Below are 12,864 nucleotides of genomic sequence, written 5' to 3'. Positions count from 1 at the left end.
TACGCGACATCAGTACGCAATATCCTTTCGGTGCCGACAGTGAAGCAATGAATGTCACGTAAGAGCCGGTCTGATTACTCGCGTGACAGGTCGAGCAGACCCTCCGCAATCGCTGCGCTCCGGGTCTGAACGGTCAAACCTCGTTCAGGTGAGACGGTCGAGAGGTCATCTTCTTCCTCGATCGTCACCTTGGCGAGATCTTGTGCCCCAAGTCCGAGGTCCCGCCACGTTCTCCAGAAAGATCGAATGGTCTCCACAGTCTGGTCCTGGGCTCCGCTACCGGTGACGCCCAACCACGCCGATTGTCCTCGGTCGACGGCGCCGGCGATGCGTTCCCATTCGTCAGCTCCCCGACCGTGCGGACGGGCCGCAATGGCGTCGAAGAACCGCCCGAATTCCATGTCGGGAACCGGGCCACCGACGTCGATGACGGAGCCGACTCCGTGACGTTGGGTGGCTTCCGCGATATCCGCCAGTGAATTCCGAACCTCCGCACGAGGAATCGACCTCAAGGTTCGATAGCCACTTGAGGTAGGGATCTGACCCGCGAGAGCTTGCTCCAGGTCGGGCTCGCACCATCTGACGGTCAGTCCCTCTCCGTCGACCGCTGTTCTGAGGGCCCGCGTCAAAGAGCCCAGCCCTTCGCACAGCGAATCCGCCAGCTCCCGACGGGCGCCGTGGTCACTCAGCACGGCTTCCCCATTCCTTAATTTGAGCTCAGCGGCCAGGCTCACGGGTCCGGTCAGCGACACGACGGTGTGCCCTTTGTGCCCCCGACCCGCAGAACCGATGACATCCGCCAGTATGTTGATATCACTGTGCAACTGCGACGCTGCCGCCCGGGACTCCTTGCTGGGACGCGCCCCAAGTCGCCAGCCGAAGGGTTGACCGTCCGCGTAGAGCTCCTCGAGAGATGCGATGGTTCGGGCCGTACGTGTTGCCGAGAACCCGCGTTCGGGCAGTTCGGGCAAAGGAGAAAGGTGAGGAGCACCCAATTCGCCACGGACGCCGAGGAGAGATTCGTAGAACTCGGTTCCCGAGACTCTCCCTCTGGATGAGGCCACAATCCTGTCCCCGCGAGGGCTGTGGCCTCCGGACGGCGAGTTGAGCGTCATTCCTCGCCCTCCACGGCCTCGCTGTCCCGACCGTTGTGATCCTCCGCGATGCGCTCGTGGTGTCGAATGACCTCGCTGATGATGAAGTTGAGAAATTTCTCGGCGAATTCGGGATCGAGGTGGGCGTTCTTGGCGAGATTCCTGAGACGTTGGATCTGAGCTGCTTCGCGGCCGGGATCCCCAGGAGGCAATTGATATTGCGCTTTCAGGTATCCGACCCGTTGCGTCGCCTTGAACCGTTCAGCGAGCATGTGGACGAGTGCCGCGTCAATATTATCGATCGTGCTCCGCATCTGGAGAAGCTCCTCGAAAACGGAGGGGTCGACGTCGTTCAAGGAACTGGCGCGGGCATCAAATGTTTCGCGGGGCTCTGGAGTCTGCGTCATAGTGAGACAGTCTACGGTTCCCTCGGCCGTCTCCGCATACCGAGAGCAACTTCTGACCGCAGCGCTGTCACCAACAGCATTCAGCCGACGATGTCGGGTCGCGAGAGCGAATATGCGCGGTTGATGGTCGCCTGCCCCAGCACGCGGGTTCCTTGGTAAATGACAACGGTCTGACCAGGTGCTACACCACGCAGGGGCTCGTCAAGACGTACGACCAGTTCGCGCGCGGCTTCGCCGTCGACCTCACCGATCTCCAGATGTGCCACCGCAGGAACCGGATCAGCGTGCGCACGCACCTGCGCCTTGATCTGAAAAGATTCCGAGACGGCACCGGGATGGTCCAGGCCGGTACCGAACGCCTGCACTTCGGGAACCGGAAGACCCGCCCATGTCTCTCGGATCCCTCGGATCTCGTCGACCGCAAGCATCTCTTTGGAGCCCACGACGACCTCATTGGTCTTAGGACGGATCTCGAGGACGAAGCGCGGCTTGCCGTCCGACGCGGGGCGACCGATCGACAATCCCTTGCGCTGACCCACGGTGAACGCGTGCGCACCCTTGTGAGTTCCCAGAACCTCGCCCGAAGTGTCCTTGATCTCTCCCTCTTCAAGGTCAATGCGTTCTTCAAGCCATCCTCGGGTATCGCCGTCCGGTATGAAGCAGATGTCATGCGAATCGGGCTTCTTGGCGATGGAAAAACCGCGTTCCTCGGCTTCGGCTCTCACCTCAGCTTTGGTGGGCGTCTCCGCGAGAGGGAACATCGAATGCTTCAACTGCTCATGAGTCAATACGCCCAAGACGTAGGACTGGTCTTTGGCCCAATCGGCTGCGCGATGCAGCTCAACGTTGCCGTCCTCGTCCTGGACGACCTTGGCATAGTGGCCCGTGCACACCGCATCGAAGCCGAGGGCAACGGCCTTCTCCAGAAGGGCTGAAAACTTGATTTTCTCGTTGCACCTCATGCAAGGATTCGGGGTCCGACCCTGGGCATACTCGTCGATGAAATTATCGACGACGTCTTCCTTGAAACGGTCCGAGAAATCCCACACGTAGAACGGGATCCCCAATTTGTCGCATACACGACGCGCGTCCATGGAGTCCTCAATCGTGCAACAGCCCCGTGAACCTGTGCGGAGAGTCCCGGGCATACGGGAGAGGGCAAGATGCACGCCGACGACGTCATGTCCCGCGTCCACTGCTCGTGCCGCCGCAACCGCGGAGTCGACACCCCCGCTCATCGCTGCCAATACCCTCATGTGTCCTCTTCCTCAACGGTTCTTTGGTCGGCTTCGCCACGGTACAACGTCCGCGGGCACGGCGCTATTCCCCTCGTCACCGTGCCCTGCACCCCGTGGACCGCGAATATCGGATCAGCTCCAGGGACCACTGGGAGCATGGTCGGCCATTCCCGCCTTGACCGCCTGAGCGTAGGCGGCCGGCAACGCGTCCAAGAGGGCGTCGACGTCGGCTTCCGTCGTAGAGACTCCCAGGGTAAATCGCTGGGCGCCTCGGGCATCGATCTCTTCAACTCCCATGGCCAAAAGCACTTCAGAAGGCCGGGGAACCCCCGCGTTGCAGGCGGAACCCGTCGAGGACAGGACACCGGACATGTCGAGAAGAAAAAGGAGCGAATCCCCCTCGCAACCCGGGAAGGTGAAGTGGGCATTACCGGGGAGACGACTCTCAACGGCCAGATCCCCGGGTCCGCGCAGCACGGCCTCCGGAATTCTGTCCTGGATGCCCGCGATCAAACGATCGCGCAAGTTCTTGATTCGTGCAGATTCTTCGCCCATGCGCGCGCAAGCCTGCTCCGCTGCAATACCGAAGCCCGCAATGGCGGGCGAGTCGATCGTCCCCGACCGGACGTCGCGTTCTTGGCCGCCGCCGTGGATCACCGCGGTCAAAGGCGCCTGACGTTTGGCGACCAGGGCCCCGATCCCCATCGGAGCCCCGATTTTGTGGCCCGAGATCGCCATCGTCGTGCACCCCGTACCGTGGAAGTTCAGGGGAATCGCGCCGAAGGCCTGCACTGCATCCGTGTGAAAAGGTACATCGGCATCCTCGCAGACAGCCGCCAGAGCGGATACGGGTTGCACCGTGCCGACTTCGTTATTGGCCATCATGACGGTCACGAGCGCGACGTCGTCGGATCTACCCGCCAAGAGGTCCTTCAATTCGTGAGGATCCACGCGTCCTTCGACGTCGACGCTGAGCCATTCCAGGCGAGCGCCCTGATATTTCTCAAGCCAAAGCGCGGCATCCTTGACCGCGTGGTGCTCGACGGGGCTGAGGATGATGCGGTCCCGCTCAGGGTGATTTTCCTGCCTCTTCCAGAACATGCCTTTGACGGCGAGGTTGTCCGCTTCTGTGCCGCCGGAGGTGAAAATGACCTCTGCCGGGTCCGCGCCGACGGCACGGGCGATCTGTTCGCGTCCGGACTCCACGACCATGCGAGCCCGGCGTCCTGCTGCGTGCAGGGATGATGCGTTCCCTCCGGTACGCATCTGGTCGATCATGCCTTGCAATGCCGCTTCATTGACGGGCGCGGTAGCCGCGTTGTCGAGGTAAACGCCCTGCACTGCGGATGCTCCTTCGGTCACGAGTTCGATTGTTGGGACGGGGGCCTACCCCGCCCGACGCACCCATTCTAGTGCTCGTGTCGATGTTGCCCGATGAGACGGAGGACGATGCCGCGGCTAGACTTGCTCGACGTGTTCAACATCTTGTTCTATACCCCCGAAATTCCCGGCAATACCGGTAACGCTATCCGACTGGCTGCAGTAACCGGGGCCCATCTTCACCTCGTCGAGCCGCTTGGATTCAATTTTGCCGATGCGCATCTGCGGCGGGCAGGACTCGATTACCATGACTTGGCCGTCGTGACGGTTCATCCGAACCTTGATGCGGCCTGGGCGGCGCTGGAAGGGTCACGAATGATCGCGTTCAGCACTCGGGGCACCAAAAATTTCGCCGACGTGAAGTACCAGGAGGGCGACACGTTGATGTTCGGCCCGGAGTCCGTCGGCCTGCCGGACGAGGTTCAAGACAATCCTCGGATCGACGAATTGGTTCGTATTCCAATGATCCCGGGACGGCGCTCCCTCAATCTAGCGAATTCCGCGTCGATCGCGCTCTATGAGGCGTGGCGCCAACACGATTTCGGTGGGGTTCTGTAGGCCGACTTCCCGAAGCGCGCTCCTCGCCTCGGGAAGCCAGGACATTGGGTCTACTGCCCTGAATCGTCGGCGTCGCCCAAGGTGACCTCGCCGTCCTGGGTGTTGCCACCTCGCGTGTAGCTGATGCCGACCTTCTCGTTGGCCCGGGCTTCCCGAACTGCTGCCGTCAGGGACTCCGCATCCGAGATCGCGTGGTCGTTGAGTTTGGTCACCACATCGCCCTTCTTCAGCCCGGCCTTTTCGGCGGGCGAGCCTGAGACGACGTTCTTGACCACGGCACCGTTGGTGAATGAGCTGTCCGGGCTTGTCCCGCCCGACGCAGGATTCGACGAAACGCTGGCTCCGAGGTAGCCATGTGAGGCCTTGCCGTTGTCGATGATCTCCTGACCGATGCGCTTGGCATAGTTGATCGGTATGGAGAAGCCGACACCAATGTTTCCGGAGGAATCCGAACCCGAGCCGCCGCTCGACTGCCCCGCGGACGCTATGGCCACGTTGACGCCGATCACTTCCCCCTTGGAGTTGACCAGCGCACCCCCGGAGTTGCCGGGATTGATCGCGGCGTCGGTTTGCATGACGTTCAATGCGATCGTCTTGTTGGACTGACTGTTCTTGGTTCCGCCATCCTTGTCCGGGAATTGGAATTGGAAGGGCGAGGACCCTTGTTGGGAGTCGTCCTGACCGGAGTCGCTCTCATCGGGTGCCGCCGAGGAAGCTACCGAGATAGTGCGCGACAGATTCGATACGATGCCGTCCGTAACGGTCCCGTCCAAACCGAGCGGTGCGCCGATAGCCACCGCGATGTCCCCGACATTGAGTTTGCTCGAATCCGCCGTAGAAGCCGGGGTGAGGTTGAGACCCTGGGGGTCGACCTTGATAACCGCCAAATCCGAGGTGGGATCGGTCCCTACGACGTTCGCTTGCTTGACGGTACCGTCCGAGAGCTTGACCTGGATCGAGGCGTTACTCGTCGTACCATCCAGCGTGACAACGTGCGTATTCGTCAGGATGTGCCCCTCGTCGTCCAGAACGACGCCGGAGCCCGATCCGCTCTGCGAACTGCCCGATACCGAGATGGTCGCGACCGATGGGGAAGCCTTCTGAGCGGCCGCGGACACGGCGTTAACGGAATCCTGGTTATTGACGATCGTCGTCTTGGGCGTTGTGGATCCCGAGGCTGACGTCGAATGATTGTCTATGAGCGCGCCGGCTCCTGCCGCAACTCCCCCGCCGAGCAGGGCGGCAAGAAGCATTCCACCGATGAGTGTCCCTGTGCCGAAACGATGATTCTGACGAACCCCGCGAGCGTTCGCTCCGTAATAACCCTGCTGCGTGTAGGGGTTCTCGTTGTAGTACTGGCCGTTGGTGGCGGAACCGTACTGATATCCGTAGGGATCCTGGGGAGAGTAACCTTGGGGGGCTTCCCGCGTGCCGTCGAAGCTCTGATGTGAGTCTGGTCCGGACTCGTCCTGTTGGCCGTAGGCCCCGGAACCCGATTGCCCATACTGAGGGAATGGTTGCGTGGGAACGCTGTGGTCGACCCCGTCGGCGTCCCCGGTTTCTCCGTGTCCTGCTCCCGGATCCTGTGGCTCACGACCGGAGCCTTCGGACCAGTTGTCGGGATTTTGACCATACTCATCGGGGTTTTTGGACATGTCTTGCCTTTCATCTCATGGATCGAGGCCGAGGTCATTTTATGCTGGTGCTGACCGGGTCGGACCAGAAGGATCTGAGTCGACTATGACGCACTCGACTGTGGGCGACTTGTGCGAAATCTGGACATTTCCTGGGACTTCGCAGGGCCGAGGTGTCCACACATGCTCTGCGCGAAGATCCTGTGGATTTCCCGAGGGCCGAGCAGAAAAACCACTTAGACTGGTGCGCAAGAGTTCCCGCCCCGACCACGCTTGCGAGGTTACCCATGAATTCGTCAGTACGTCACGCACTCGGTGTCGCGCTGGGTTCCTCGGTAGTGGCAAAAGGACTTGTGGCATCTCCCGTCGCCGCCTCAGCCGCAGCCCCGCAGAGTGATACAGGTGCTCCGCTCGCCGCAGGGGTTGGTAGCGCGTTCAGTGCCGGCGCCGGCCTCGGACTTGTCCTCGTCATTGTTGTCCTCGCTTGGTGGTACATGACCTCGAAGAGGAAATCCCGTAACCAGAGGTCCCGATATGCCGAAGCTCAAGCCCGGTACGCCGATGACGGGCCTCCCCCGCCTGCCGACATCGCAGATCTGCGCGCTGAAGCCGGCAGTCTCCTCGTCAGTACCGACGATGTCATCGCGCAGAGCGAGCAGGAATTGGCCTTCGCGCAAGCGCAGTTCGGTGATGAGCAGATCCGACCTTTTCAGACGGCCATAAATCAGGCCAAAGTCCACATGCGTCGGAGCTTCCAATTGCAGAAGCAACTCGACGACGAAATCCCGGATTCGGAAGAAGACCAACGCAGCTGGCTCACGGAGATTATTCAAGGTTGCCACTCGGCCCAAGAATCCCTGAAAAAGCAAGAAAAGAATTTCACCGAACTGAGACAGCTCGAACGAAACGCGCCTGATGCTATCAACTCGCTCACGCGAAGCATCTCGGCCCTGCGCGATGATGTGCCCACCTGGGAACAGGAACATCATTCGTTACTGACCGATTACTCTCCCGACGCAACTGATTCGGTCGCCGACAACCTCCGCCAGGCGACGGATCGATTGGATTTTGCGGACCACGCCGTCTCCGGAGCCCAGTCCAGTCTGGATGACGGCAATTCCTCCGAAGCCGTCGTCCGGTTGCGTGCAGGAGAAGAAGCCATGAGCCAAGCCCGGGCCCTCCTGGAAGCCATCGGACACTCCCGTGACGAGCTCCGACGCGCCGATGGTGCGCTGGCTGAAGCTACGGCTCAGGCTAAAACGGACCTCGCAGAAGCTCGCTCGCTCATGGAACGGGGCACATTTGCCGACTTAGCGGGCAGCACCGCCAGCGTCGAAACTGTCGTCACGGAAATCGAGGCCGAACGCGCTCGAGGACCCATAGATCCATTGACGCTGTCCCGTCGCCTATCCGAGTCCAGACAAGAATTGGATCGAGGGTTCGAGAGCGTACGCAACCAGAACGAACGGGATCGAGCGGCCCGAGAAACGCTTGCCCATACGATGCTCTCCGCCCAGGCCCGGCTGACCTCGGCATCGGATTATGTACGCGCGCGGCGAGGCGGGGTACAAGCCCAAGCAAGAACCCGCCTGGGCGAGGCAGAGAGGAATCTCGAAGAAGCTGAGAAAATGCGCCTGTCGGATCCGAGCGGGGCCTTGAATCATGCCAACCAAGCGATTCGCCTCGCTGAAGACGCCCAGCGGATTGCTGTGGGTGATGTCGACGACTTCAGCCGTCGCGGATACGGCCACGGAAACAACGGCTCTGCCGCGTTGGGCGGAATTCTCTTCGGAACAGGTTACGGCCGCAGCGGACCACCCGGCGGATTCGGAGGGCCGGGTATGGGAGGTCCCGGATTCGGCGGTGGCTTCACAGGCCAGGGCCTATGACCCGCCGACCATCCCAACCACCTCGCACTTGCACCACACCAAATACTCCTAGCCAGCCACACCCCATCGATCGCAAGGCGGACACCCCGTCTTCACCCAAGGAAAGAGGACTCCTATGGTCAAGCAGTCAATTTTCGGACGCATTGCTCAACTCGCCAAGGCCAATATCAACTCCTTGATCGACTCCGCGGAGGATCCGCAGAAGATGCTCGATCAGATGGTGCGGGATTACAAGAACAACATCGTCGAAGCAGAACAGGCCGTGGCTCAGACCATCGGCAACCTGCGCATGCTCGAAGAGGACCACGCCGAGGACGTCAAGGAAGCAGATGAATGGGGCCAAAAGGCCCTCGCCGCGTCCAGAACAGCGGATCAGCATCGCTCCAATGGTGATACGGCCAACGCCGACAAATTTGACAACCTGGCGAAAGTAGCCCTCCAGCGTCAAATGAGCGCAGAAAAAGAGGCCAAGGACGCCGAACCGCAGATCGCTTCGCAAACCGAGACTGTGGAAAAGCTCAAGGACGGTCTCAACAAGATGCGCTCCAAACTGGACGAGTTGTCACGAAAACGAGATGAGCTCAATGCGCGGCAGAAAACCGTCCAGGCCCAGAGCCAGGTCAACGATTCGCTGCGCGCGTTTGATCTCATGGACTCCACGAGTGAGGTCAGTCGCTTCGAGGACAAGGTTCGCCGTGAAGAAGCGCGAGTAAGGGGACAAGAAGAACTCGCCTCCTCCTCACTCGATGCACAGTTCGAATCTTTGGAGGACCTCTCCGAACAATCGGAAGTTGAGGCGCGACTGGCGGCGCTCAAGAACCAGAACAGCTAGACCAACACCCAGTACAATCACCGGCGGCGTCAGGACCCATCGCGGGCCTGGCGCCGCGACCATTGGGCCGCGAGGCCACGCAGGAGGATGCATATGAACGACGACGACCCGATTGAACTGGATTCATACCAGCCTGTTTGCGGATTATTTTCAGCACTCTCATCGCCCGCCCGGGCAGCGACCATCCATCTTCTCAGCGAAGGGGAAAAAACGGTGGGTGAACTCGTCGATCTTCTCGACATCTCGCAACCGCTGATGTCTCAGCATCTGCGCAGCCTTCGCGAAGCCCACCTCGTTACCGGCCGGCGTTCTGGCCGCTCGATCTACTACAGTCTGGCCGACGACCACGTCGCTCACGTATTTCTCGATGCCCTCAACCACAGCCGTCACGTCGAATCCTGAAACGACCACGTTAAAGCAAAAGACCACGTCAGCCAAAAGGCTGACGTGGTCTTTCTTCGTTGCGGGGGCAAGATTTGAACTTGCGACCTCCGGGTTATGAGCCCGGCGAGCTACCGAACTGCTCCACCCCGCGGCGACTTGTTCTACTATACGCACGCTCCCCCAGCCTCGCAAACGAAAAGACCTGTTTGTGGGTGAGGTCACCCAAAAAGAGGTGCACACCCGCATCTGCTCCTCATAAGGGGCCCTATCTGCTCCCGATGACAGCAAAAAAGCCGGCCCGCGAGAAAACACTCTCGCGGACCGGCGTTCCGGCTGCTCGACGATTACACGGAACCCGGCCTACTTCTCTTTCGAGGCGTCCGCGCCGTCAGCCTTGAGGGCATCGTCAAGGGCCTTGTTCAAACGATCCTGAGCTTGACCGTAAGCAGCCCAGTCTCCGTTCTTCATCGCTTCCGACGAGTCCTTCATGGCCTTGTTCGCATCGTCGAGGGACTTCTTCAAGTCCGGCGATTCTCCGCCGCTCGAGCTGCCGTTGCCGGAGTCCCCGCCCGATTCGGGATCGGCCGCGGATGTGTCGACGCCCGCATCCTTCGCTGTCTGCGCACCCGAATCACCATCAAACAACTTGTTGAGGGCTTCGTCGAGGGTCGGCGCGAAACCAACCTTCTCACCGAAACCGACCAGCACGCGGCGCAACGTCGGATACGACGCATCTCCACTGGACTGAACGTAAACCGGTTGGACATACAGGATGCCGCCGCCTACTGGCAGGGTGAGCAAGTTACCGTTGACTACCCGCGAGGCGCCCTGGCGGAGCAAGTTGAGCTCCGTCGAAACATTCGTGTCCGAATCGAACAGGTTCTGCGCCTGACCCGGGCCCGGAACCACTGATTGACGCGGAAGCTCCAGCAAATTCAGCTTGCCGTAATCGGGGTCCTTGACGCCATCCTTGCCGGTACCTGCGTCACCGTTGGCCGAGACGAAGCCATACATGACATTTCGAGTGTTCGAGTCAGATTGCTGCGGAATGAACGAGCTCGTCAGGGAGAACCTGGTGCGCTGGTCCCCGGGCATCTGCAAGGACATGTAATACGGAGGCAGATCCTGCGATTGTTCCTGCGTGGGATCCTTGGGCGTCTGCCAGACGTCGTCGCTCGCGTAGAAACTGTTCGCGTCCGTCACGTGGTACTTGTTGAGCAGCTCTCGCTGAACCTTGAACAAGTCCTCGGGGTACCGCACGTGATCCATCAGATCCGCGCTCATGTCCTTGTAGGACTTGACCGTCGTCGGGAAGACTTTCTGCCACGCCTTCAGCACCGGATCTTGGTCGTCCCACGCGTACAGGTCGACTGAACCGTCATAGGCGTCGACTGTCGCCTTGACCGAGTTGCGAATGTAGTTGACCTTCTCATTCGGCAACGCTTTACTTCCTCCAGCCTCCGTCTGGGAATCCTGTGTCGCGTCGCCAAGAGATGTCGGTGTCGAATACGGATAGTTGCTCGACGTCGTATAAGCGTCGACCATCCACACGACTTTGTTGTCGACGATAGCCGGGTACGGATTGCCGTCCACCGTGAGATACGGCGCCACCTTCTTGACACGGTCAGCGGGGTCGCGGTCGTACAGGATCTGTGAATCCGAGCGCACGGCGTCGGAGAGCAGGAGATCCGAAGACTGGTACTTGATCGCGTAGGCCAGCCGGTTGAACCAGCTTCCGACCTTCGGTCCGCCGTTGCCCGTGTAAGTGTATTTGGCGTCTCCGGAGCCTTCGTCGTCGGGGGTCTGGGGTCGGTCCAACTCGAGGTTGGGTTCGCCGTCGGACCCGCCCACGATCGAATAATTCGGGGAAGACTGCCCGAAGTAAATACGTGGCTGGTAGTCATCGGAGATGACACCCTTCGCGGAGATCCCCTCCTGCATGAATTTGGGTTTGCCATCGGCCTGAACCTGATTGCCATAGGCGGCAACCACACCGTAGCCATGCGTGTACACGACGTGCTGGTTGTACCACCCCTTGTTCTGGTCCGGGTTCAGCTCGCGGGCCGAAATGACGGTGTCCTCGTTCTGTCCGTCAACGTTGTACCGATCAACCGCCAGGGTCTTTCCGAATTGGTAGTACGGCCTGAATTGCTGAAGCTGTGCAAAGGAATTCGAAACGACGTTGGGGTCGAGAAGACGAATATTCGACACGGTCGGGGTGTCCCCGTCCAGTGCGCCCTTGCCCGTTTCGACGGTAGCGTCGTAATCCTGCATCTGCATGCCGCTGAGGCCGTACGCATCCCTCGTCATGTCAATGTTCCGCTGAATGTACTGGTTCTCCATCGACTGCTCGGTCGGAGTGACCTGGAAACGCTGCACAACCCACGGGTAAAGGCCCCCCGCCACCAGGGAAACAACGAGCAACATTGCGGTTCCGATCAGAGGCAAGCGCCACCGTCCGGCGAATGCCGAGTATGCGAAGAGCAACGCAACGATCAGAGCGGCCACGGAAAGAATCGCATTGGTCGGCATCACGGCGTTGACATCCGTGAAGAGCGCACCGGTCCAGGAGCCCTTGTTCGACAGCAACGTCGAGTAGCGAGCCAACCAGAAATTCACCGCGAGCACCAGAAGCAAGACTGCCGCGATAACGCCCATCTGAACCTTGAGCGCCTTGGTGGTCGTAATGCCCTTCTCATGCACGACGATGCCGCCGTACAGGTAATGAGTCACGAGAGCCCCGACACCAGACAGGACCAGAATGGTGATGAGGTACCCCGCGATCAAGCGCAGGAAAGGCAAAGTGAACATGAAAAAGGACATGTCGAAGCCGAACTGAGGATCTTTTTCCCCGAAAGGCTCCTGCATGAAGAACAACGCTACGGTGTCCCACTGAGCAAGCATGGTCATCCCGCCGAAAAGGCCCAAGACCACCGGGATGGCGATCATGAGGACCCGGCGCATCGGCTCGAGCGCCTGCTGATACCGCTCCATGTTCTGGTTGAACACGGACTGCAGATCGCTCACGGACTCCCCGTCGGCGGACTTCTCCTCATCGGTACTGGCCCTTTGAGGGCGCTCAGCAGGCCGCTTGTTCCAAGCGGTGCGAAGGCTCAGCCAGATGGCGATTCCCATGAGCAGCGCGCCTACGGCAAATACTGCGATCTTGATCAGATTCTCGCGGATGAAGACCCCGATGTACCCCAGTTGGTCGTACCAAAGGACCTCGGTATAGACCTGGGAGATATAAACGAAAGCAATGACCAAGGCCACGACGATGATGAACGTCGTCAGAAGAGGGCGTTTCTTCTTCTTACCGGTGGCTCCGGACTTGTCGCGGGGTGAACTTGGAGTCGATGGTCCTGTGGTCACGGGAATCCTCAACTAGCGGTGCGGTGGATGAGCGAAAGGGCAATTGCCATTCTCACAACACGGTCGACCCGATCTC

10 protein-coding genes and 1 tRNA gene are annotated in these 12,864 nt (G+C 60.1%); 4 read left to right on the top strand and 7 right to left on the bottom strand.

The genetic code is table 11. From position 1 onward, the window contains the following. Positions 1-74: 74 nt before the first annotated feature. From sake_RS04790 to sake_RS04775, 4 genes are all read right to left on the bottom strand, one after another. The gene (locus sake_RS04790; protein WP_129359951.1) at positions 75-1,115 is read right to left on the bottom strand and encodes a hypothetical protein; all 1,041 of its coding nucleotides are present in this window, start codon (positions 1,113-1,115) and stop codon (positions 75-77) included. Further along, on the bottom strand, positions 1,112-1,501 hold the full coding sequence (locus sake_RS04785; RefSeq protein WP_129359952.1) for a chorismate mutase: 390 nt from the start codon (positions 1,499-1,501) through the stop codon (positions 1,112-1,114). Before sake_RS04785 ends, sake_RS04790 begins: the two co-directional genes overlap by 4 nt. 80 nt (positions 1,502-1,581) lie before the next feature. Continuing rightward, on the bottom strand, positions 1,582-2,757 hold the full coding sequence (gene mnmA, locus sake_RS04780; RefSeq protein WP_129359953.1) for a tRNA 2-thiouridine(34) synthase MnmA: 1,176 nt from the start codon (positions 2,755-2,757) through the stop codon (positions 1,582-1,584). Positions 2,758-2,871: 114 nt separating this feature from the next. Continuing rightward, positions 2,872-4,080 (bottom strand): cysteine desulfurase family protein, encoded by a 1,209-nt coding sequence (locus tag sake_RS04775; protein WP_129360175.1) that lies wholly within the window; start codon positions 4,078-4,080, stop codon positions 2,872-2,874. Between the two features lie 132 nt (positions 4,081-4,212). On the opposite strand from sake_RS04775, the gene sake_RS04770 reads away from it, so the two are divergent. After that, positions 4,213-4,677 carry a tRNA (cytidine(34)-2'-O)-methyltransferase gene (locus sake_RS04770; RefSeq protein ID WP_129359954.1) on the top strand — a complete coding sequence of 155 codons (465 nt, stop codon included), beginning with the start codon at positions 4,213-4,215 and terminating at the stop codon, positions 4,675-4,677. 50 nt (positions 4,678-4,727) lie between these two features. Here the strand turns inward: sake_RS04770 and sake_RS04765 are convergent, their stop codons facing one another. Further along, positions 4,728-6,332 (bottom strand): S1C family serine protease, encoded by a 1,605-nt coding sequence (locus sake_RS04765; protein WP_129359955.1) that lies wholly within the window; start codon positions 6,330-6,332, stop codon positions 4,728-4,730. A gap of 266 nt (positions 6,333-6,598) precedes the next feature. On the opposite strand from sake_RS04765, the gene sake_RS04760 reads away from it, so the two are divergent. The 3 genes from sake_RS04760 to sake_RS04750 all read left to right on the top strand — a co-directional run bounded on the left by sake_RS04760 (position 6,599) and on the right by sake_RS04750 (position 9,434). Next, on the top strand, positions 6,599-8,200 hold the full coding sequence (locus sake_RS04760; protein ID WP_178945549.1) for a TPM domain-containing protein: 1,602 nt from the start codon (positions 6,599-6,601) through the stop codon (positions 8,198-8,200). Between the two features lie 115 nt (positions 8,201-8,315). Beyond that, the gene (locus sake_RS04755; protein ID WP_129359957.1) at positions 8,316-9,032 is read left to right on the top strand and encodes a PspA/IM30 family protein; all 717 of its coding nucleotides are present in this window, start codon (positions 8,316-8,318) and stop codon (positions 9,030-9,032) included. Positions 9,033-9,125: 93 nt separating this feature from the next. Continuing rightward, positions 9,126-9,434, top strand: a complete 309-nt coding sequence (locus sake_RS04750; RefSeq protein WP_129359958.1) for a helix-turn-helix transcriptional regulator — start codon at positions 9,126-9,128, stop codon at positions 9,432-9,434. Between the two features lie 59 nt (positions 9,435-9,493). Here the strand turns inward: sake_RS04750 and sake_RS04745 are convergent. Both sake_RS04745 and sake_RS04740 read right to left on the bottom strand, forming a co-directional pair. Then, positions 9,494-9,567, bottom strand: a tRNA-Met gene (locus sake_RS04745). A gap of 209 nt (positions 9,568-9,776) precedes the next feature. After that, a complete protein-coding gene (locus tag sake_RS04740; RefSeq protein ID WP_243155740.1) occupies positions 9,777-12,788 on the bottom strand; it encodes a UPF0182 family protein in 3,012 nt (1,003 codons plus the stop codon). Positions 12,789-12,864: the final 76 nt, after the last annotated feature.

The organism is Kocuria sp. TGY1127_2 (genome assembly GCF_013394385.1).
Taxonomy (GTDB): domain Bacteria; phylum Actinomycetota; class Actinomycetes; order Actinomycetales; family Micrococcaceae; genus Rothia.
This window is presented reverse-complemented; position numbering and strand designations above follow the sequence as displayed.